Source organism: Thioalkalivibrio sp. ALE14, assembly GCF_000376845.1.
In the GTDB taxonomy this organism is placed as follows: domain Bacteria; phylum Pseudomonadota; class Gammaproteobacteria; order Ectothiorhodospirales; family Ectothiorhodospiraceae; genus Thioalkalivibrio.
In genome coordinates this window covers 287,895-307,549 of record NZ_AQXY01000031.1, presented here as the reverse complement: position 1 = coordinate 307,549, position 19,655 = coordinate 287,895, and the positions used below count along the sequence as shown (strand labels likewise).

The following is a 19,655-nucleotide window of genomic DNA, read 5'->3' as shown; positions in this document are numbered from 1 at the left end:
CCAGTGACGCTCGATGGCCGGGTGCCGCGCGGAGTGAAGTGGGGCTATCTCGCCTTCGTGGTGGTGCTGGTGCCGGTCTACGCAGCGGTGCATGGCTGGTTCAATTTCCTGTGGTTTTCCAACGTCGCGCTGCTGGGCGGGCTGCTCGCGGCCTGGCTGGAGAGTCGCCGGATCGCGAGCATGATGCTGGTAGCGGTCGTGCTGCTGGAACTCGGCTGGGTGCTCGACTTCGTGCTGAGCATGGCGGTGTGGGGCTGGGCCCCGCTGGGCATCGTGCACTACATGTTCAATCCCGAGATCCCGTTGTTCGTGCGCCTGTTGTCCCTGTACCACCTGCCGCTGCCCTTCGTACTGATCTGGCTGGTCTGGCGCCTGGGTTACGACCCGCGCGCCTGGCGCTACATGGCGGTTCTGGGCTGGGCCATCCTGCTACTGACCTTTGCGCTGGCGGACCCCGAGAACAACGTGAACTGGGTCCTGGGACCGGGCGGTCAGGTCCAGGAGTGGATGCATCCGGTCGCGTGGCTGGGCGTGGTGATGGCTTTTTGTACCGGGGTCTGGTGGTTGACCCATCTTCTGTTCGGCTGGTTGCTGCCGCGGCGAGGAGTAGAATGAAGCGGTCCGTCGGGTGGTAAAGGCGAGGTGCTGCTGTGAGTGAGTCCCTGCATGTGGTCTGTCCGCATTGCGATGCGGTCAATCGAATCCCCGCCGCGCGCCTTGGCGCCGGCCCGAAGTGCGGCCAGTGTCACCAGCCGATGTTCGCCGGCGAACCGCTGGAACTGACGAGCGCGAATTTCCGGCGGCACGTCGAGCGCAACGATATCCCGCTGCTGGTGGATTTCTGGGCGCCCTGGTGTGGCCCCTGCAAGATGATGGCGCCGCAGTTCCGGCAGGCGGCGGGCGATCTGGAACCGACCGTGCGGTTGGCCAAGGTCAATACCGAGGCGGAACCCGGCCTGGGGCAGCAGTTCGGGATTCGCAGCATCCCGACGCTGGCGCTGTTTCGCGGTGGTCGGGAGGTCGCACGCCAGGCGGGCGCCATGGGCGCGCCCGATATCGTGCGCTGGACGCGCGGCCAGGTGTAGCCACGCGTTCGGGCCCAGCGTCTCCCTAGCCCAGGCGGCGCCAGGCCTCGTGGCCGCAGCTCATGCACTGGTACTGCGCCTCGAAGTGCCCCGGTTCGTTCGGGCGTTCGCGGATGGTGCCCTCCTGGAAGGTGAAGCTGCGCAGGGTGCAGCGCGGGCACTTCTCGACCGGGTCGCGCGGTGGGCGGGGTTCGCCGGCAGTGGTCGCGTGGGCGCTGTCGCCGGATCCGGTAGCCTCCTCCAGTGCCTGATTGAGCTCCCGGGTGAGCTCGGCGGCCAGGCGATGGGCGGCCTCCGCGTGATCCTCCCGGGCCATGGCCTCCAGCTCGGCCAGGCGGTCGCGGATCGACTTCAGGCGGGATGCGAGTTCGGTCATGGGGATCTCCGGGGTGGTCTGTCCGGGAGCATAGCCGGTTCGGGACGGCCCGAGGGTATCAGGAGCCGCCGGCGTCGGCCGGGTCCACGCGGACCACCGTGCGTCCCCGAATCTGTCCCGCGAGGATCTGCTCGCCGTAATGCGGCAGCTCCTCCAGGTCGATCTCGGTGGTGATCGCGTCGAGGTCGTCGCCCGGGAGCAATTCGGCCAGGCGTTCCCAGGCCGCCCGCCGCCGCTCGCCGGGGCACAGGACCGAGTCGATCCCCAGCAGGTTGATGCCGCGCAGCAGGAACGGCAGGACGGTGGTCTTGAGCTGAGGACCCCCGGCCAGGCCGCAGGCCGCCACCGAGGATCCGTAGTTCATGCCGGCGAGTACATGGGCCAGCATGTCCCCCCCAACCGTGTCCACGCAGCCGGCCCAGCGTTCCCGCAGCATTGGCTTGGGCGGGGTCTCGGCCAGCTCCCCGCGGGGCACGATGTGCTGGGCGCCCAGCTGGTGCAGGTATTCGGCGTTCTCGGGACGGCCGGTGACGGCGGTGACCGTGTAGCCCAGTCGGGCCAGCAGCCGGACCGCGATGCTGCCCACGCCGCCGGAGGCCCCGGTCACCAGGACCTCGCCTGCCTCGGGTTGCAGGCCATGCTCCTCCAGGGCCTGAATGGCCAGCATGGCGGTGAAGCCGGCCGTGCCCGCGGCCATGGCCTGGCGCGCGCTGTAGCTCGCGGGTTGCGGGATGAGCCACTCCCCCTGGACCCGGGCACGCTCTGCGTAGCCGCCCCAGTGGGTCTCGCCCACGCGGTGTCCGGTGAGCACGACCGCCTCGCCCGGGCGGACACGCGGATCGGCGGATTCCAGCACGGTCCCGGCCAGGTCGATGCCCGGCACGTGCGGGTACTCCCGTACCAGATTGCCCTGACCCTGCAGGATCATGCCGTCCTTGTAGTTCAGCCCCGAGTAGTGAACCCGCAACAGGACGTCGCCTGCTGGCAGATCGTCGAGCTTGAGGGTCCGGAGCGTCGCCATCGGGCCGTCGGGATGCTGTTCGAGGAGAAGCGCCTTGAAGGTGTCGGTCATGCGGGTCTGCGGGTCGATTGGGGCCAGGCGCACGAGCCTACCAAACGCGGATGCCTCGTAAACCAATCGCCGGGATTCTTGCTAACCTCGAGAGAGGGAAACAATGATCGTTTCCGTTTTCGAGGGCGGGGCATGGTGGACGATTCCTCCGCGCGTTTTCATTCGCTGATCATCGAGCACGCGCCGGTGTGGGTGAACACCCTGGACACCGAGGGGCGGGTGACCCTCTGGAATCGGGCCGCCGAGCGGATCAGCGGCTACCGCCGCGAGGAAGTCGTGGGGCACGCGGCGGTCTGGGAGTGGCTGTATCCTGACCGGGAGTATCGCGCGACGCTGCTCGCCGAGGCCGAGGTGGTGATCCGCGAAGGCCGCGAGATGGCAGGGCGGGAGTCCACTATCCTTACCCGCAGTGGCGAGGAGCGCACACTGTCCTGGCACGCCCAGCGGTTCTTCGATGACGATGGGGCGCTGCTTGGGGCGAGTGCCATCGCCGAGGACATCACCGAACGCAAGCAGCTGGAGGAGCGGGCGCAACGGCAGCATCGCCTGCAGGCGATCGTGTCCGCGATCTCCGCCCAGTTCGCGGACATCTCGGCCGACGCGGTCGACAATGCCGTCACCGGGGTGTTGCAGCGCCTGAACGAGTTCTTCCGCATGGGGCGCGCCTATGTGATCCGCTTCCGGCCGGGCGGGCAGACCATGGACCTGGTCCACGAATGGTGTGCGCCCGGAATCAGGCCGTTCCTCGACGAGATGCAGGGGATTCCGCTGGAGGCGCACGCGTGGGTGACCGGCCAGATCCGTCGCGGTCGTACGGTGCATGTTCCCGACGTGGATGATTTGCCCGAGGCGGCCGCCTTCGAACAGGCCGAGTTCCGCCGCCAATCCATCGAATCCCTTCTGCTGATCCCGCTGATCAGCGACCAGAACGCCTTCGGCATGCTCGGCTTCGACTCGGTGAACCAGCGTTTCCACTGGAACCGCGAAGAGATCACGACGCTGCAGGTGGTGGCCGACATCATTGCCGGTACCTTCGCCCGCAAGCAGGTGGAGGCCGAGCTGGCGCGTCAGGCGCGGGTAGACGGCCTGACCGGGCTGGCGAATCGGCGCCAGTTCGATGCCGTGCTGGAACGGGAGTGTCGATCGCGGCGCGCGGTCAATCTGGCGCTGCTGATGATCGATATTGATCACTTCAAGCCATACAACGACCGCTTCGGGCACCAGCGTGGGGACGACTGCCTGCGCCGGGTCGCCGCTGTCCTCCAGGAGGCGGCCCATCGGCCGACGGATCTGGTCGCGCGCTACGGGGGCGAGGAATTTGCCTGCATCCTGCCGGATACCACGCTGGAGGGCGCGCGAGCGGTTGCCGAGCGGGTACGGCGCGAGGTGGAGGCCCTGCAACTGGACCATCCGGACAATGCGACGGGTGGGGTGACCGTCAGTCTCGGGGTGGGTGTGGTGACCGAGCGGCGATCGCTGGAACCGGAGGCGCTGCTGGGTGAGGCGGACCGGTTGCTTTACTGCGCCAAGCGCGAGGGTCGCAACCGGGTCTGTGTGGCGGGGCTTTGAGTGATTCCGCCGGGGCGATGGCGGGGGTTATTCGTCGCCGGCGGCGCGCGTCGGGCGTTCGCGCGGGTCGGCGGAGCGCGCATCGGTGCGCTCGAGCAGGGTGATCACCGGGGTCGATTCGGTGTCCTCGCTGGCGAGCTGGTCACCCTCCATCCACGGCGGGGGCAGCTGCGGGCGCATGTCCTGCACCTGGGCGAAGTTCGGGAACTCCACCTTGGAGAACAGCTCCGCGGCGGATTCCTGTGCCTCCGGGTTCTGCAGTGTCAGTACGAATCCGGTGGCCAGCACCAGCAGGGAGAACTGGAAGCGCTGATCGCGGTAGGTGGAACGTGAACGCAGCAGGTCGAGCATCGGGGGTTCTCTCGGTAATCGTACTTCGATAGACAGTACGCCCGGCCGGGGGTTTCCATCAAGGAAGCTGGGCAATCGGCCGGGTTTTTGGACGGCCTGGACTCCGGTCCCGCAAACAGGCTACCGAGTCTCCGTGCCGGTTCAGGTCTTGCGGCGGCAGACCAGAAAGACCTCTTCCACCCCGTCGGTGGGCACCATGCCGGGGCTCAGCTTGAGGGGCTTTTGCAGGCGAAGCCCCAGGGGCATCAGGAAACGGTTGTAGACCTTCATCGCCACGGGTCGGTGGCGTTGCAGGAACCACATGCCGAGATCATTGAGGCGCGAGGATTTCGGTTTCATCCCGAAGATCGCGCTTTGCTCGATCTCCAGGTCGTGGCGTTCCAGAAGCTGTGCCAGCTTGTGCGGTTCATAGCGCCGATAGTGGCCGACGATGTCGTCGAACGGCGTCCAGTACTCCGGATGCAGCGGGGTGGACAGCAGTACACGGGCGCCGGGGGCGGCGACCCGTGACAGCTCGGCCAGAGCGGCCTCGTCGTCCTCTACATGTTCGATGATGTCCAGTGCGCAGACCAGTTCGAAGTGCCGGTCGGCATAGGGCAGCGCGGATATGGGGGCCCTCTGAGTGACACCGCCCGCGTTCTCGAGTGCGGCCAGCGCCGGGGCGCTGATGTCGGCAAAGTGGGTATCCGCGATGGGCAGGCGCGGGCGCATCCCGGGCCCTACTTCGAGCCGTCGGGCATGGGATCGGGACAGCTCGGAGACGAGTCCCCAGGTATTGAAACGCTCGGGGTGTACCAGGCGGGTGTCCGCCCACAGACCATCGTAGAAACGCTGGTTGACGTCGCCGATGTTCGAATACGGGCTTGAGGAGGACTCGTGGGTCACAGGGTGGCCGTGCTGGGACAAGGCCTCCCAGTCTAACGGACCTGCCGGTCGGTTACAGATTTTGGGGTCGCATGCGGGGGCAGTCCCGCTCGATCCCGCGAAACCGTTCTCGTTTTCTGCCCGATGTTCCGGCGCGGGCTCTTACCCTTGGCCCGAGCCGGGCGACGCATACCGGCGCTGGATCCAGTACCGCAGTGCCGAGCCAGCCAGCAGCAACACCGCCAGCGCGAACAGGGGCAGGAGTGTCTGCGGTTGCAGGGCCTCGCCGGTGGCGATCGCATCCGTGGCGCCATGGATGGCCGTCGCATACACGCTCCACTTCACGCTGAGCCCAAGCAGGGCGGCCAGCAGGAAGGGTCCCAGCGGCAGGCCCAGGGCCCCGCCAGCGTAGTTCACCATCGAATGGGGGAAGCCGGGAAACACGCGCAGGGCGGTCTGCGTGGCCGGGTGGCTGTGACGGCGCAGGAAGTCTGTCAGCCACCCGCCACGGTCGCGTTCGTGGTCGGAGCGGGCCAGGCGCGAGGCGACGTGGTAGGCCCCCCAGGCCCCGCTGGTGCTGCCGATCAGCAACAGGCCGACGGCGATCAGCGGCGGGTGGAACGGGGCGATCAGCCAGACCATCAGGGTGCCGGGGAGAGCAAAGGCGAGCATCAGGGCCATCAGGAGCACCAGCCCGGCCGTGACCCAGAGGCCGCCTGCGACGGCCTCGCCCCAGGCGAGCAGACGGACCGGGTCACCCACCCAGAGGGCGAGGCCGATGCCCAGCGCGATCAGCAGTACCAGAACGCCGCGCCCGAGGCTGGCACGCGAGATCCGGGAGGGCCGGGGGTGGGCAGACGGCATCGGGAGACCTCCGGGGCTGCATCGGGCCGATGCCCTCAGGGTAGCGGATGCGCCGTCGTGGCGTGCCGGGTGGCTCGCATCGGCGCGGCGTATCGGTACACTCGGTCGGGGACATCGGCATCAGGACGGGGCCACCCGGAAGGAGACACGGATTGAGCAAGAAGCTGGAGAATCGGACGGCACACAAGATCCTGCGCGGGCTCAAGTCGCATTATCCGGTGTTCTACCTGCTGGGCTGGGACGAGGACCGCATGGAGCGGTTGCTGCGCTCGGTCGCACGCTCGTTCTACGGAGAGGACGGCCACCTGGAGGTCTGGTCGGCGAGCCACGGGTTTGGCGAGCACGATGACCCGGGCGCGCCGACCACGGACCCGGTCGCGGCGGTGGCGCGGGTGGCCGCGGGGGAGACGGATGCGCCGCGGATGGTCCTGCTGAAAGACCTGCCTACGTGGTTCGATGACAACCCGGCGCTGGTGCGCGGGGTGCGCGATCTCTACTACCAGCTGAAGAAGGGTCGCAACGTGGTGTTCCTCAGCTGTCCGCTGCTGAAGCTGCCGGAGATCCTGAAAAAGGAGGTCTTCCTGGTCGAGGTGGACCTGCCCTCGGAGGCCGAGGTGCTGGAGCAGCTCGAGCACACCCATGGCGCCGAGGCGATCCCGCGCGAGCAGTTGTTCCGCCTCGCGGCGGGGATGCGCGGGTTGTCCCTGAACGAGGTCGGACATCTGAGCGCGCGGCTGTTCCGCGGCCAGCCCCTGCCCGAGGCCGAGATGCTGGCCGAGATCCAGGAGGAGAAGGGCCAGATCCTGCGCAAGGAGAGCTGTCTCGAGTTCTATCCGCCGCAGGCCTCGCTGGAGGCGATCGGGGGCCTGGAGAACCTCAAGGAATGGGTACGCACGCGTGCCGACCTGTTCACCGAGAAGGCCTGGAACGACAATGTGCCGCTACCCGCCGGGGTGCTGTTCATGGGGGTCAGCGGCTGCGGCAAGAGTATGGCCGCCAAGGCCATCGCCACCGCCTGGGGGCTGCCGCTGGTGCGGCTGGACATGAGCCTGGTGCTGTCCGGCAGTTTCGGCACCCCGGAATACGCCTTTGCCCGGGCGACCCGCATCGCGGAGGAAATCGCGCCCATGGTGCTGTGGGTGGACGAGCTGGAGAATGCCTTCGGCTTCGACAGTCATGCCGCCGGCAGTACGGGCAACGTGAACATCTTTTCCAGCTTTCTGACCTGGCTGCAGGAGAAGTCGCCGCGGGTGTTCGTGGCGGCGACCGCGAACCGCATCCAGCAGCTGCCGGCCGAGCTGATGCGCAAGGGGCGCTTTGACCAGCTGTTCTTCCTCGACCTGCCGAATGTGGAGGAGCGGAAGGAGATCCTGCGCATCCACGTCGAACGCCATGGCGGCAATCTCGAGGACTTCAACCTGAACTATATGGCCGCCAGCACCGAGGACTGGAGCGGGGCGGAGATCGAGCAGGCGGTGAAGTCGGCGCGTATCGATGCCTACCAGGAAGGGCGGGTGTTCAACCAGCGCGACGTGATCCGCAACGTGATCAACACGGTCCCGCTGTCGCGGACCATGGTGGAGCAGATCCGCGAGATCAAGAGCTGGGTGTTCCAGCGCGCGATCAATGCCTCGAAGCCGGAGACCAAGGGAAACACTGATTAATGTGCACGCTCGCATTCGAGTCGCTTTTGCGTGCGTTTAATGCGCGGTGACTGCCGTGCAGTCATTCTGCACAAGGGAACCGCAACGCCGTGCGCGCGCCCGTTGAAGCCGTCCGGCTGACCGCCCGGTTCGCCGGGGCGCCTATACTCGAATCACGGGGACGCCGAAGCCGGCACCGGTCTCCCGCTGATTCAGGTACGGGTCGCCGGTGGAGGAATGCTCATGTGGCGCAATGTTTCTTTCGCAATCGTCCTGGCGGCGGTCCTGGGGCTCGGCGGCTGTGCGACCTATCAGGGTTCGCAGGAGCAGGCCGGGATGGTGATCGGTGGCGTGCTGGGCGGCGTGCTCGGTTCGCAGGTCGGGTCCGGCCGCGGCCGGACCGCGGCGATCATCGCCGGGACCCTGGCGGGTGCGGCGATTGGTGGCTCGGTGGGCCAGTCCATGGACGAGGTCGACCGGCTGAAGACGGCCCAGACTCTGGAGAGCGTACGCACGGGGGTGCCCTCGCGGTGGGTCAACCCGGACAGCGGCAACCAGTACACGGTGGTGCCGACCCGGACCTACGAGACCACGGCCGGGCCGTGCCGGGAATACACCATCGACGCGGTGATTGGCGGCCAGACCGAGAAGGTGTACGGGACCGCCTGCCGGCAGCCGGACGGCAGCTGGCGTATCCAGGGCTGAGTGGAGGGCCTGGTCCGCGTCTCAGACAGACGGTTCCGGGGTCGGTTGCCCCGGCCCGGGCGAGTCGTCGGCGGTACGGGTGTCCTGGAAGTCGGATTCGGCTCCAGCATCCAGGGTGCGCGAGACGACGCGATCGCGGCCTTCGCTCTTGGCCTGGTAGACGGCCTGGTCGGCGACCCGGAAGAGGTCGTTCATGCTGACCTCACGCCCGGCCGGGCGGCTGGTGACGCCGAAGCTTGCGGTAATGGTCAGCCCGGCGGGTTCGAGTTCGCGCAGCTGCTGGCGCAGCTCTTCCGCGCGGGTGTGGGCATCGAACAGGTCGCACTCGGGCAGGACCAGCAGGAATTCCTCGCCCCCGAAGCGCAGGGCCACGTCGGTCTCGCGTCCGGTGGTGCGCAGGAGGTCGCCGACGCCGACCAGGACCTCGTCCCCGACCAGGTGGCCGTGGGTGTCGTTGATCCGCTTGAAATGGTCGATGTCCAGCAGGATCAGGCTGAGCGGGATGTCCTTCTGGTTGGCCTCCGCGAAGAAGCGTGCCGCGCACTCGGCCAGCACGTTGCGGTTGCGCAGCCCGGTCAGCGGATCGATCATCGCCATCTCGTAGAGCTTCTGGCGCTGGTCCTGCACTTCTTCGAACAGCCGCTTGTTGGCCAGCAGGTTGCCGATGCGGGCGCGGACCTCGTCTTCCAGTACCGGTTTGGTGACGAAGTCATTGACTCCCAGGCGAAAGAGCTCGGCGCGCCGGTTCTGGTCGTCCAGACCGGACATTGCGACGATCGGCAGGCTGGTCTTGTCGGGGAACTGCTGGCGCAGCCGGCTGACCAGCCCCATGCCGCTGATCTCGCCCTCGACCAGGATGTCGGAAAGGACCAGGTCCCAGGTGCCCCGGTCAAAGGCCTGCAGGGCTTCGTCGGCGCTGCGGAAGTGTGCGACCTCGAGGCCCATCCCCTCGAGGATGCGGATCATCACGCGGGCGACGGTGGGGCTGTCCTCCACGTACAGCACATGCCCCTCGTGGGCGTGTTCTACCGGGCGTCCGTAGCGCGCGGCCTGGTGGAAGAGCTCCCGGATGTTGGTCTTGTCGTGGAGGTCGGTGGCGCCGGCCTCGAAGGCCTGGCGGCGGATGTCGTGGTCGTGCTGGGTGGTCAGCAGGATCAGGGGCAGGTTATGCCCGGAGGCCTTGGCCCGGACCTGGCGGCAGAAGTCCACGCCGCTCATGTCGGGGAGCGTGATGGAGGCGCAGACCAGTTCCAGATCGTTCTCGTCGATGCGTGCGAGCCCCTCCGCCGCGCTGCTGGCCATGATGGGCTTGTGCCCGGCCGCGAGCACCATGCGGCTCCAAAGCGCCCGGAACACCCGCGAGCGGTCGACGACCAGGATCTTCATGCCGGGCCTCCCGCTGCCGGGCGCCGAGGGGGCGCACTGTTGGGCTGTGGCCGGGGTGCATTCGTCTTCATGGCGGGTTCTGACTCCTTTCAGTCATCCGCACGAAAACCGGGATGATGCGCGCCTTTGCGCCGCTGTTCAAACCCGTCCGGCCGGCGCGGTGGACAGTGTCCGCGGGGGGAGGAACAATGCGGGCAGGCGGGTGGCCGCACCACACCCATGGATCAGGAAAGGAGTCCGGCATGAGTTACATGCAGCGTATGGGGAGCCTCCTGCGGTTCGGCAAGGCCGGCGAGCGGCGCAGGAAGGCACGCCAGGAGGCGGCGCGCGGGCTGCGGGTGCTGGTGGTCGACGACTCGCGCACGGTGGTTGCGCTGCTGAGTAGCATGCTCCGGCAGAACGAGCTGGAACCGATCGGCGCCAGCGACGCCGAAGAGGGCCTTGCGCTGGCACGCGAGAACCCGCCGGACCTGATCTTCCTGGACATCATCCTGCCCGGCATGACCGGCTTTGCCATGTTGCGTCAGCTGCGCCGCGACCCGGCCACCGCGAAGGTGCCGGTGATCATGATCAGCGGCAACGAGGACGCGGTGGAGCAGTTCTTTCTCGATCGCATCGGCTCCGATGACTTCATGAAGAAACCCTTCGGCCGCGGGGAGGTGTTCTGCCGCATCGAGCGGCTGGTGGAGAAGGGCCGGCTGCCGGCGCGCCCGCAACGCTTCTCCGGATAAAACCCGTCGCCTCAGCCCGCGATGCGGACGCGCCAGGCGTCGATCTCGCCGTGCAGGCGCTGTTTTGCCCCGGGCTCCAGGAACGCGGCGTCGACGGCGTTGCGCGCCAGCCGCTCCAGGTCGTCCGGGCCCAGCTGCAACGCGTCGGCGGTCGCGCGGAAGTTCTCGCCCACGTAGCCGCCGAAGTAGGCCGGATCATCCGAACTGATGGTGACGCACAGCCCCGCGTCCATCAGGCGCTTCAGGTTGTGATCCTCCAGTCGGTCGAACACGCACAGCTTGATGTTGGACAGCGGGCAGACGGTCAGCGGGATCTGTTCCCGCGCCAGGCGCTGCATCAGCGCGGGATCCTTTTCGGCCTGGACGCCATGGTCGATGCGCGCGACCTGCAAGAGGTCCAGCGCCTGATGGATGTACTCCGGCGGGCCCTCCTCGCCCGCGTGGGCGACGGTGGGGAAGCCCTCGGCCCGGGCGCGGTCGAATACCGCCCGGAACTTCTCCGGCGGGTTGCCGAGCTCGGCCGAGTCCAGCCCCAGCGCGTGGATATGCTCGCGCCAGGGCAGGGCAGTCTCCAGGGTTTCCATCGCGGCCTCGGCGCTCAGATGCCGCAGGAAACAGAGGATCAGCCGGCTGGTGATGCCGAATTCGCGTTCGCCGTCGGCCAGGGCGCGGCGAATGCCGTCGATGACCGTCGCGAAGGGCACGCCACGCTCGGTGTGGGTCTGGGGGTCGAAGAAGATCTCCGTATGGCGCACGTTATCGGCCCGGCAGCGCTCCAGATAGGCCCGGGTCAGGTCGTAGAAATCCTGCTCGGTCAGGAGCACGCAGGCACCGGCGTAGTAGATATCCAGGAACGACTGCAGGTCGTGGAACTGGTAGGCCGCCCGCACCTCCTCCACCGAGGCATAGGGGAGTTCGACGCCGTTGCGCTCGGCCAGGGTGAACATCAGTTCGGGCTCCAGCGTGCCCTCGATATGCAGGTGCAGCTCGACCTTGGGGAGCGTGGCGATGGCGTCTTGCATGGCGGGTCCGGTCCGTGGGTGTCAGCAGTCGCCAAAACTAGGGCGACGGCATCTGGGCGGCAAGTACCCGGGGTCAGCCGAGGGGCGCGAGCAGTTCGCGGAAGAACCGTGCCAGGAGGGCGGGCTCCAGCCAGAGCATGAAAGCCACACCCCAGGCGCCGCCCCACAGATGGGCGCTGTGGTTGATGTTGTCGCGGTTCTGATGCTGGGCGTAGAGCGAATAGCCGATATAGACGGCCGCGAACACGATGGCCGGCACCGGGATGAAGAACACGAACAGCAGGGACCACGGCTGCAGCAGGATGTAGGCGAACAGCACCGCGGACACCGCCCCCGAGGCCCCCAGGGAGCGGTAGCCGGGATCGCGCAGATGCCGCAGGTGGCTGGGCAGGCTGGCCAGCACGATGGCGGCCAGATAGAACAGCGCGAAGCCGCCCATGCCGATCTCGGGCACCAGCACGCGTTCCATGGCCATGCCGAAGAAGAACAGTGTGATCATGTTGAACGCGAGATGGGTTCCATCGGCATGGATGAAACCGTGGGTCACCAACCGCCAGTACTCGCCGCGCTGCACGGACGGGGGGTGATGGATCATCGCCCGCAGCCAGCGCGGGTTCTGCCACGCGAGTAGCGAGACCACGACCGTGGCGACGATCAGGTACAGCGTCACGCTGGGTTCAAAGTCCACCGGCGAACTCCCGCGTACCGTAGCGCCAGACCTGAAGACCCTCCGGCCAGCCGCCGTGCGCCAGCCCGGCCTTTTGCAGCAGGGCGTCGAGGAAGGCCTCGGGATCGGGCAGGTGTTCCCAGACCGCCGGCAGGAAGGTGGCGCGGCGGGCGCCGGCCTGGATCACCAGGCCGTCTTGTCCGGGCTGCAGCTGATCCAGCAGTGCCGTTCGGTGGTGGGCCTCGATCGGTCGCGCGGGGCTCAGCAGCGTCACCGAATAGGCGAGCCCATCCAGCTCCGCCGCACGCAGGGGTGGAAAGCGCGGGTCATCGAGTGCGGCCGCGCGGGCGTTGTGCAGCACGTCCGCCGCCAGGGGGCGGTGGGCCTCCAGCGTGCCGATACAGCCGCGCAGGCTATCGCCTTGTTTTAGCGTGACGAAGCTGGCGCCGGGGTCGGGTAGCGGGTGGAGCTCCCGTTCCGGTGCAATGGTTTCGGCGGGGCCGTTGTGTGCCGCTCTCCGGATGGCATCCGCGGCCAGCTCCAGTAGGCGGTCACGCGCCGGCGCGGGCAGTTCGATGCCGGGCGTCATTGCAGCACCCAGGCGCCGTATCCGACCACCTGGTCGCGCGGGCCGGCCGTGTCGCCGGAGTTGCGCTGGTCCAGCGTGGTGATGGCGAGGCCGCGCTGGCGTGCCAGGCGCAACAGGCCCGCCAGCGGACGGCAGCCGCAGGCCTGTTCCGGGCCCAGCGCGTGTTCGTCCAGGCGTTCGATCGCCCGGGTGGTGGCGGTATCCAGCCGGCTCGCGGTGGCGTAGTCGTGGAAATGGGAGAGATCGGAGCTGACCACAATCAGGGTCTCCGGGCCACCCCAGAGACGGTCCAGGACGTTCGCCACCTGTCCCGGGGAGGCGTCCCCGACCACCAGCGGCACCAGGTCGAAGGGCCCCAGGGCTACCTGAAGGAACGGCAGGTGTGCCTCCAGGCTGTGCTCGGGACCGTGGGCGATGTCGAGTGCCTGGACGCCGGGCAGGTCCGCGATGCGTTCCAGGGCCTCGTGATCCACGGGGACGTCCCCCAGTGGGCCGCGGTAGGCCGTGGCCGTGGTGGTCGCGATCCCGCGGAAGGGCACGCGATGCGAAGGCCCCAGCAGCACCACGCGCCGGATTCGGCCCGCGAGCGGGCGGATGCGGGCATAAGCCGAGGCCGCCACCGGGCCGGAGTAGGGGTAGCCGGCGTGCGGGGCAATCAGGGCCTTCGGCGGCGCCGCGCCGGATACCGGCGATACCGCATCCAGCAACCGGGTGACCGTGGCGCGCAGTTCGTCGGGGTCGGCCGGGTAGAACTGTCCCGCGATGGCGGGCTCGCGGACACGGGCCTGGGTGGTCATTGGAGGTCTCCATCGAACATTATGTCGTTGAATGTTGGCATTTCGTCCTCATATTCAAGGGCAGAACCACGAGCCGGAACGGACATGAACGATACCCCTCAACACGACGCCTTCACGGTGGCCACGCGCTACTGGCATAGCCTGGAGGACGGGCGCGTGCAATGCGACCTGTGCCCGCGCTACTGCAAGCTGAAGCCCGGGCAGCGCGGGGCCTGTTTCGTGCGCGCCAATCTCGACGATGCCGTGGTGCTGACCAGCTACGGGCGATCTTCCGGCTACTGCGTCGACCCGATCGAGAAGAAACCGCTCAACCATTTCCTGCCGGGCAGCCCGGTGCTGTCGTTCGGCACGGCGGGCTGTAACCTGGCCTGCAAGTTCTGCCAGAACTGGGACATCAGCAAGTCACGCGAGATCCACACCCTGGCGGATCGCGCCGATCCCGAGACCATCGCACGTGCCGCCGAGGCGCTGGGTTGTCGCGCGGTGGCCTTCACCTACAACGACCCGGTGATCTTCCACGAGTACGCCATTGACGTGGCGGCGGCCTGCCGCGCGCGGGACATCCGCACGGTGGCGGTGACGGCGGGCTACATCACCGAGCAGGCGCGCGGCGAATTCTTTGCCGCCATGGACGCGGCGAACGTGGACCTGAAGGCATTCACCGAGCGCTTCTATCACAAGCTGACCGGGGCGCATCTGCAGCCGGTGCTCGACACCCTGGAGTGGCTGGTGCACGAGACCGATACCTGGGTCGAGATCACCACGCTGCTCATCCCCGACGAGAACGACAGCGATGCGGAGATCGCCTCGATGGCGCACTGGATTCTGGAGCACCTGGGGCCGGATGTGCCGCTGCACTTCACGGCCTTCCATCCGGATTTCAAGATGACGGAGCACCGGCGCACGCCGATCGAGACCCTCCAGCGGGCGCGCCGCATCGCCTGCGAGCAGGGCCTGCATCATGTGTACACCGGTAACGTGCATGACGCCGACGGCCAGAGCAGCTGGTGCGCCGGCTGCGGGCAACGCCTGATCGGTCGTGACTGGTATGAACTGTCGGACTGGAACCTGACTGCCGATGGCTGCTGCAACGCCTGCGGGGCGTCGGTGCCGGGTGTCTTCGAGTCCCGCCCCGGGGACTGGGGTGCGCGGCGTCAGCCGGTACGACTGGCCGATTTCCGCAGGGCCTGAACGATCCGCGGGGCGCGGACTGGATCAAGCGCGCGTTCGATTCGGTCAGCGTCTTGCCGGGCGTGATGCGCCGGTCTTGAAAAGTCCCTCGCCGCGACCTAGTTACTCCAATAGACAGGATCTGGTTGGTAACGGAGGTGATGATCATGGACCTGCAAAAGCTCAAGCCGTGGAACTGGTTCAAGCGCGAGGAGACCGAGAGCCCGGAGGTGGTGCCCGCCCGTCGGGAGGCGTCCGATGTGCCGATGCGCGACCCCCTGATGCGCATGCATCGGGAGATGGACCGGATGTTCGAGGACTTCTTTGGCGCCGCACTCGGGGCACGCGGGCGCGACGCGGCCTCGCTGCTGCTCAGGCCCAGCGTGGACATCGCCGAGAGCCGCAAGGCCTACCGGATTACCGTCGAGGTGCCGGGTATCGAGGAGGACGCGATCGACCTGACGGTGGACGGCGATGACCTGATCATTTCAGGCGAGAAGCGCCAGGACACGGAGGACGACGACCAAGGCTATCATCGGGTCGAGCGGGCCTACGGGCAGTTTCGCCGGATCCTCAGTCTGCCGGGGGATGCGGATGTCGATGCGATCCAGGCGCGGTTCAAGAACGGCGTGCTGAAGATCGATATCCCCCGGCGCCAGGAAGATGCCCGCCCGGGGGTGCGCCGCATCGAGATCGGCTCCTGAACGGGTGCGGCCCGCCCCCTGCGCCCGGCAGGGTCGTGCGTCCCTTCGCGAACAGGATGTGAGGCTGGCGAATGACACGACGGATCGTGATCTGTGCGGACGGGACCTGGAATCGCCCGGAGGAGGACGTCGAGTCGGACGTGCCGACCAACGTGCTGCGCCTGGCGCGCGCCATCGCGCCGGTGGATGCCAGTGGCGACCCGCAGCAGGTCTTCTACGACTGGGGCGTGGGGGCGTACTACGCGAAGATCACGGGCGGCGTGACCGGCCGGGGTATCCACAAGAACATCCAGGACGCCTACCGCTACATCGTCCAGAACTATGCGCCGGGTAGCGGGATCTTCCTGTTCGGCTTCAGCCGCGGTGCCTACACCGTGCGTAGCCTGTGCGGTCTGATTAACAACTGCGGGATCCTGAAGCGCCCGGATGCGCGCCTGATCGAGCAGGCCTTCCGTCACTACAAGAAGGTCGGGGCCAGCCACGCGCCGGAGGGAAAGGCGTCGCGCGAGTTCCGGGCCGCGTATGCGCATCCCTCGCGGGAGATCCGCTTTGTCGGGGTCTGGGATACGGTCGGGGCCCTGGGCATCCCGTTCTCCCTGCTGGGGTTGCTGGACCGCACCGACGAATTCTACGACACCAAGCTGGGCCCCAACGTCCGCATCGCCCGCCACGCGATGGCGATCGACGAGACCCGCGCCGACTTCGAGCCGACCCTGTGGGATCCACGCCCCGGGCTGGACCTGCAACAGATCTGGTTCAGCGGTGTGCACGCCGATGTAGGGGGTGGCTACGCGCCGGATGGTGACGGCCGGCTTGCGTCCGAGGTGCCGCTGGCGTGGATGGTCGAGCAGGCACGGATGGCCGGGCTGCAGGCGGAGCCGCACCTGGTGGATCACCTGCGGCCCGACCCGCTGGCACCGTTGCATCGCTCGCGGCGGCACATCTACCGCCTGCGCCGGCGCCATCGGCGGCCGTTGCACCTGCCCGGTCATCCGACCGAGCTGCATCCCAGCGTGCTGGAGCGGTATCAACAGGACACCGGCTATCGTCCGGACAATCTGCGGGCGCATCTGGTCGAATGGGGCTGGCCCGATGCCGACTGAATTCCCGCGGGCCGAGTAGTCGCTCGCATGGACCGGGGGTGTCTCCGTTATCCTGTAGGCCAATCGAACCGGGAGTCCTTCAATGCAGCCTTTTCCCTCGAAGAACGTGTTCGGCGGGGCACTCGAGCCCTGCGGTCGGGACCCGGTCACGGGTTTTTACCGCGATGGCCGGTGTGCCACCGGCTACGATGACCAGGGCATGCACACAGTGTGCGCCGAGGTCACCCGCGAATTCCTGGATTTCTCCCTGGCGCAGGGGAATGACCTGATGACGCCGGTGCCGGAGTTCGGCTTTCCGGGCCTGGAGACCGGCGACCGCTGGTGCCTGTGCGCGGCGCGCTGGCTGGAGGCCTATCGGGCGGGGGCGGCGCCCGGGGTCTTTCTGCGCGCAACGCACGAGGAGACCCTGGCGGTCATTCCGCTGGATATCCTGAAGGAGCACGCGCGCGATCCGGCCGACTGACGCGGTCCTTCGCGCGAGGCCCGGGGTGGGGTGACCCCGGGGCGGATGGATGAAACACAGGGAGAAGGCGGATGGATCCGTATATGCCGGGGCTGACAGTGGGCCCTGTGGACAGGGGTGGAGTGCGCACCGGGGTGCCGGCGCATGGCTGACCGGGTGACCGTTCCCGAGATCGAACGTTTCCGGATTACGCGGACGCTGGGTGCCAGTGCGCGCGACGGGCTCTACGTGGCGCACGACCCGGTACTCGATCGCCAGGTCGCGATTCGAACGCTGACCGATCCCGCGGCGGATGCCGCGGCCCGTCAGGCGCTGCTGGCGGACGCGCGGCGCCTGAGTCGCTTCCGGCACCCGAATATCGCACCGATCTTCGAGGCGGGCGATTACCCCCAGGGCGTCTACCTGGTGTTCGAGTACATCGAGGGCGAAACCCTGGACCAGATCCTGGCGCGTGGCGCCCTGCCCATCGACCGTGCCCTGGCGCTGATGCGCGAGTTGCTGGATGCCGCGGCGGCGGCTCACGAGCAGGGGATTCTGCACGGGGCGCTGCAGCCGGCCAACGTGACCGTGAACCCCGAGGGCCATGCGCGTATCACCGGACTGGGCATGGCCCTGCCCGACGCCGCCGCGCGCGGCGAGAGCCACTTGCCGGATACCCCCTACTACCTGGCACCGGAACAGCTGGCGGGAGAGGCGGCCACCGAACGCTCTGACGTGTTCTCGCTCGGGGCCCTGTTTTTCGAGATGCTGACCGGCGAGCGCGCGTTCGCCGGTGACCGTCCGGAGACGATCCGGCAGTCGATGCAGGCGGGTGCGCTGGAGCCGCCGTCCGGTCGTACCGGCAATGGCGACGAACGCTTCGATGCCCTGGTGCTGCGGGCAACCCGGCCGGATCCGGCGGAACGCTTTGCCTCGGCGCGCGAGTTCCGCGAGGCGTTACTGGCGGCCGTGGAGGGTGAGGGTCCGGCAGAGGGCGGGTCGCAGGACTTCATCCTGCGAAAGATCCGGCGCAAGCCCGACTTCCCCGGGATCTCCAGTCACATCCGCGAGATCACCCAGTGTTCCGATGACACCATGAGGCGCTCGGTGGCCGAGCTGTCGAACGCGGTACTGAAGGACTATGCCACTACGCAGAAGCTGCTGCGGCTGGCCAACTCGCCCTTTTACAGCAATTTTGGCGGCAATATCCGCACCGTTTCGCGCGCGATCGTGCTGCTGGGTTTCGAACAGGTGCGCACGGCGGCGCTCGGGCTGGTGCTGTTCGAGAACCTGAAGGGCGGACGTCATTCCGGGCGCCTGATGGAGGCCCTGGTCGGCACGCTGTTCAGCGCCATGCTGGCGCGGGACCTGGCGGAGCAGGTCGGCGGGGTGGAGAGCGAGCAGGCCTTTGTCTGCGCCCTGTTCCACGATATCGGGCGCATGCTGGTGCTGTACTACCTGCCCGAGGAGGCGGACGAGATCCGCATTCGCGTGGGCCAGGGCACGGGCGAGGGTAGCGCCGCCCGCCAGGTGCTGGGACTGTCCTACGAGGCTTTGGCGCGCAGTGTGCTGGAGGACTGGAATTTTCCCCGGGAGATCATCACGACGGTCGAACGGGCGCCGTCCGGCACTCTGCCGGCGGCCCGGGATGCCGACCAGCGCCTGCACCGCATCGTGACCCTGGCCTCGGAGATGGGGCAGTGCATTACCCAGGCCGATCGGGAGCAGCAGGGGGGCTTACTGACGGATCTGCGCAAGCGCTACGAACATGCCCTGGGGGTGGATGCCCGTGGCATGCAGCGGGCCATCAAGTCGGGGCGCGAGCACATGGATCACTTCCTGGCGGTGGTCAAGCTGCCGCCGGAAGGCCGCGAACCGTTGAACCGCTTGAAGGCCAATCTGGGCGTTCGGCTCGAAGAGGGGAGTCCGACGGCGCTCGAGTCCGATGAGGGCAGCGAAGAGCCGGTGACGCAGGCGCCGGACGATCCGGGCGCGCAGGCCGCGGCGCTGATGGAGGCCCTGACCGACATGCTGGACAGCATGGTGGGTGACTTCGACCTGAATGCGCTGGTCCAGACGACCCTCGAGAGTCTGTACCGAACCCTGGGTCTGCGCCGCGTGATGCTGATGCTGGCCGATCGCGAGCACCGGGTCCTGGTGGCGCACACCGCCTTCGGGCAGGACGCCGAGACGCTGTCCGGGCGGCTGCGGCTGTCGGTTTCGGGCCAGGGGGATATCCTGGCGCTGGCGCTGCAGCAGCAAAAGGACCTGGTCATCACCGACAGCCACGAGGCCTCGATCAGCCGTTACATCCCGGACGAGTTCCGGCAGGCGCTGGACGCGCGCAGTTTCCTGCTGTTGCCGCTGGCGGTGCGGGAGCACTGCGTGGGGCTGCTGTACCTGGAGTTGCCGGAGGGGGCCGAGCTGGAACCGACGGTTCTGCGGGCCCTGAAGGCGGTGCGCAACCAGCTGGCACTGGCGATCCGGCAGGCCCGCGACTGACCCGTGCCGGCCG

21 protein-coding genes are annotated in these 19,655 nt (G+C 67.8%); 11 read left to right on the top strand and 10 right to left on the bottom strand.

All coding sequences use genetic code 11. The features are described 5' to 3' along the window. Positions 1-57: 57 nt before the first annotated feature. Complete coding sequence (locus F572_RS0114370) at positions 58-615, top strand: hypothetical protein (RefSeq protein ID WP_026142983.1); 558 nt, start codon at positions 58-60, stop codon at positions 613-615. A gap of 35 nt (positions 616-650) precedes the next feature. Beyond that, a complete protein-coding gene (gene trxC / locus F572_RS0114365; RefSeq protein WP_026142982.1) occupies positions 651-1,085 on the top strand; it encodes a thioredoxin TrxC in 435 nt (144 codons plus the stop codon). A 25-nt stretch (positions 1,086-1,110) separates the two neighbouring features. Here the strand turns inward: trxC and F572_RS0114360 are convergent, their stop codons facing one another. Further along, complete coding sequence (locus tag F572_RS0114360; RefSeq protein ID WP_017941647.1) at positions 1,111-1,461, bottom strand: hypothetical protein; 351 nt, start codon at positions 1,459-1,461, stop codon at positions 1,111-1,113. 58 nt (positions 1,462-1,519) lie between these two features. Further along, entirely contained in the window at positions 1,520-2,533 is a 1,014-nt protein-coding gene (locus tag F572_RS0114355; protein ID WP_026142981.1) for an MDR family oxidoreductase, read from the bottom strand. Positions 2,534-2,665: 132 nt separating this feature from the next. On the opposite strand from F572_RS0114355, the gene F572_RS0114350 reads away from it, so the two are divergent. Beyond that, complete coding sequence (locus tag F572_RS0114350) at positions 2,666-4,102, top strand: diguanylate cyclase (protein ID WP_017941645.1); 1,437 nt, start codon at positions 2,666-2,668, stop codon at positions 4,100-4,102. 27 nt (positions 4,103-4,129) lie between these two features. Here F572_RS0114350 and F572_RS0114345 read toward each other — a convergent pair whose 3' ends face one another. The 3 genes from F572_RS0114345 to F572_RS0114335 all read right to left on the bottom strand — a co-directional run bounded on the left by F572_RS0114345 (position 4,130) and on the right by F572_RS0114335 (position 6,181). Then, on the bottom strand, positions 4,130-4,453 hold the full coding sequence (locus F572_RS0114345; protein WP_017941644.1) for a hypothetical protein: 324 nt from the start codon (positions 4,451-4,453) through the stop codon (positions 4,130-4,132). Positions 4,454-4,594: 141 nt separating this feature from the next. Beyond that, positions 4,595-5,338, bottom strand: coding sequence for a bifunctional 2-polyprenyl-6-hydroxyphenol methylase/3-demethylubiquinol 3-O-methyltransferase UbiG (locus tag F572_RS0114340; RefSeq protein WP_017941643.1), 744 nt, complete (start codon positions 5,336-5,338; stop codon positions 4,595-4,597). Positions 5,339-5,479: 141 nt separating this feature from the next. Beyond that, entirely contained in the window at positions 5,480-6,181 is a 702-nt protein-coding gene (locus F572_RS0114335) for a VTT domain-containing protein (protein ID WP_017941642.1), read from the bottom strand. A 152-nt stretch (positions 6,182-6,333) separates the two neighbouring features. Between F572_RS0114335 and F572_RS0114330 the strand changes: the two genes are divergently transcribed. Both F572_RS0114330 and F572_RS0114325 read left to right on the top strand, forming a co-directional pair. Further along, entirely contained in the window at positions 6,334-7,845 is a 1,512-nt protein-coding gene (locus F572_RS0114330) for an AAA family ATPase (protein ID WP_017941641.1), read from the top strand. A 222-nt stretch (positions 7,846-8,067) separates the two neighbouring features. Continuing rightward, positions 8,068-8,529 carry an RT0821/Lpp0805 family surface protein gene (locus tag F572_RS0114325; RefSeq protein ID WP_017941640.1) on the top strand — a complete coding sequence of 154 codons (462 nt, stop codon included), beginning with the start codon at positions 8,068-8,070 and terminating at the stop codon, positions 8,527-8,529. A gap of 21 nt (positions 8,530-8,550) precedes the next feature. Here F572_RS0114325 and F572_RS0114320 read toward each other — a convergent pair whose 3' ends face one another. Beyond that, positions 8,551-9,915 (bottom strand): diguanylate cyclase, encoded by a 1,365-nt coding sequence (locus F572_RS0114320; protein ID WP_017941639.1) that lies wholly within the window; start codon positions 9,913-9,915, stop codon positions 8,551-8,553. A 242-nt stretch (positions 9,916-10,157) separates the two neighbouring features. On the opposite strand from F572_RS0114320, the gene F572_RS0114315 reads away from it, so the two are divergent. Then, on the top strand, positions 10,158-10,646 hold the full coding sequence (locus tag F572_RS0114315; RefSeq protein WP_017941638.1) for a PleD family two-component system response regulator: 489 nt from the start codon (positions 10,158-10,160) through the stop codon (positions 10,644-10,646). A gap of 11 nt (positions 10,647-10,657) precedes the next feature. Here F572_RS0114315 and F572_RS0114310 read toward each other — a convergent pair whose 3' ends face one another. The 4 genes from F572_RS0114310 to amrB all read right to left on the bottom strand — a co-directional run bounded on the left by F572_RS0114310 (position 10,658) and on the right by amrB (position 13,721). Next, positions 10,658-11,668 carry an adenosine deaminase gene (locus F572_RS0114310; protein WP_017941637.1) on the bottom strand — a complete coding sequence of 337 codons (1,011 nt, stop codon included), beginning with the start codon at positions 11,666-11,668 and terminating at the stop codon, positions 10,658-10,660. Positions 11,669-11,741: 73 nt separating this feature from the next. Next, positions 11,742-12,356, bottom strand: coding sequence for a rhomboid family intramembrane serine protease (locus tag F572_RS0114305; RefSeq protein WP_017941636.1), 615 nt, complete (start codon positions 12,354-12,356; stop codon positions 11,742-11,744). Further along, a complete protein-coding gene (gene amrA / locus F572_RS0114300) occupies positions 12,346-12,924 on the bottom strand; it encodes an AmmeMemoRadiSam system protein A (protein WP_017941635.1) in 579 nt (192 codons plus the stop codon). The genes F572_RS0114305 and amrA overlap by 11 nt, the downstream gene beginning before the upstream one ends. After that, positions 12,921-13,721, bottom strand: a complete 801-nt coding sequence (gene amrB, locus F572_RS0114295; protein ID WP_017941634.1) for an AmmeMemoRadiSam system protein B — start codon at positions 13,719-13,721, stop codon at positions 12,921-12,923. The genes amrA and amrB overlap by 4 nt, the downstream gene beginning before the upstream one ends. A gap of 84 nt (positions 13,722-13,805) precedes the next feature. On the opposite strand from amrB, the gene amrS reads away from it, so the two are divergent. The 5 genes from amrS to F572_RS0114270 all read left to right on the top strand — a co-directional run bounded on the left by amrS (position 13,806) and on the right by F572_RS0114270 (position 19,642). Further along, on the top strand, positions 13,806-14,912 hold the full coding sequence (gene amrS / locus F572_RS0114290) for an AmmeMemoRadiSam system radical SAM enzyme (protein WP_017941633.1): 1,107 nt from the start codon (positions 13,806-13,808) through the stop codon (positions 14,910-14,912). A gap of 146 nt (positions 14,913-15,058) precedes the next feature. Then, positions 15,059-15,595, top strand: a complete 537-nt coding sequence (locus F572_RS0114285; RefSeq protein WP_026142980.1) for an Hsp20/alpha crystallin family protein — start codon at positions 15,059-15,061, stop codon at positions 15,593-15,595. A 71-nt stretch (positions 15,596-15,666) separates the two neighbouring features. Next, positions 15,667-16,698, top strand: a complete 1,032-nt coding sequence (locus tag F572_RS0114280) for a DUF2235 domain-containing protein (RefSeq protein WP_017941631.1) — start codon at positions 15,667-15,669, stop codon at positions 16,696-16,698. A gap of 82 nt (positions 16,699-16,780) precedes the next feature. Then, positions 16,781-17,161, top strand: coding sequence for a DUF2237 family protein (locus F572_RS0114275; protein ID WP_017941630.1), 381 nt, complete (start codon positions 16,781-16,783; stop codon positions 17,159-17,161). Between the two features lie 144 nt (positions 17,162-17,305). Continuing rightward, on the top strand, positions 17,306-19,642 hold the full coding sequence (locus F572_RS0114270; protein ID WP_017941629.1) for an HDOD domain-containing protein: 2,337 nt from the start codon (positions 17,306-17,308) through the stop codon (positions 19,640-19,642). The last annotated feature ends 13 nt before the right edge of the window (positions 19,643-19,655 follow it).

Bases quoted from the DNA above. Each gene is read 5' to 3' on its own strand.
- F572_RS0114360 (WP_017941647.1), bottom strand. From the start codon at position 1,461: ATGACCGAACTCGCATCCCGCCTGAAGTCGATCCGCGACCGCCTGGCC.
- F572_RS0114355 (WP_026142981.1), bottom strand. From the start codon at position 2,533: ATGACCGACACCTTCAAGGCGCTTCTCCTCGAACAGCATCCCGACGGC.
- F572_RS0114350 (WP_017941645.1), top strand. From the start codon at position 2,666: ATGGTGGACGATTCCTCCGCGCGTTTTCATTCGCTGATCATCGAGCAC.
- F572_RS0114345 (WP_017941644.1), bottom strand. From the start codon at position 4,453: ATGCTCGACCTGCTGCGTTCACGTTCCACCTACCGCGATCAGCGCTTC.
- F572_RS0114335 (WP_017941642.1), bottom strand. From the start codon at position 6,181: ATGCCGTCTGCCCACCCCCGGCCCTCCCGGATCTCGCGTGCCAGCCTC.
- F572_RS0114325 (WP_017941640.1), top strand. From the start codon at position 8,068: ATGTGGCGCAATGTTTCTTTCGCAATCGTCCTGGCGGCGGTCCTGGGG.
- F572_RS0114320 (WP_017941639.1), bottom strand. From the start codon at position 9,915: ATGAAGATCCTGGTCGTCGACCGCTCGCGGGTGTTCCGGGCGCTTTGG.
- F572_RS0114315 (WP_017941638.1), top strand. From the start codon at position 10,158: ATGAGTTACATGCAGCGTATGGGGAGCCTCCTGCGGTTCGGCAAGGCC.
- F572_RS0114310 (WP_017941637.1), bottom strand. From the start codon at position 11,668: ATGCAAGACGCCATCGCCACGCTCCCCAAGGTCGAGCTGCACCTGCAT.
- amrA (WP_017941635.1), bottom strand. From the start codon at position 12,924: ATGACGCCCGGCATCGAACTGCCCGCGCCGGCGCGTGACCGCCTACTG.
- amrB (WP_017941634.1), bottom strand. From the start codon at position 13,721: ATGACCACCCAGGCCCGTGTCCGCGAGCCCGCCATCGCGGGACAGTTC.
- amrS (WP_017941633.1), top strand. From the start codon at position 13,806: ATGAACGATACCCCTCAACACGACGCCTTCACGGTGGCCACGCGCTAC.
- F572_RS0114285 (WP_026142980.1), top strand. From the start codon at position 15,059: ATGGACCTGCAAAAGCTCAAGCCGTGGAACTGGTTCAAGCGCGAGGAG.
- F572_RS0114280 (WP_017941631.1), top strand. From the start codon at position 15,667: ATGACACGACGGATCGTGATCTGTGCGGACGGGACCTGGAATCGCCCG.
- F572_RS0114275 (WP_017941630.1), top strand. From the start codon at position 16,781: ATGCAGCCTTTTCCCTCGAAGAACGTGTTCGGCGGGGCACTCGAGCCC.
- F572_RS0114270 (WP_017941629.1), top strand. From the start codon at position 17,306: ATGGCTGACCGGGTGACCGTTCCCGAGATCGAACGTTTCCGGATTACG.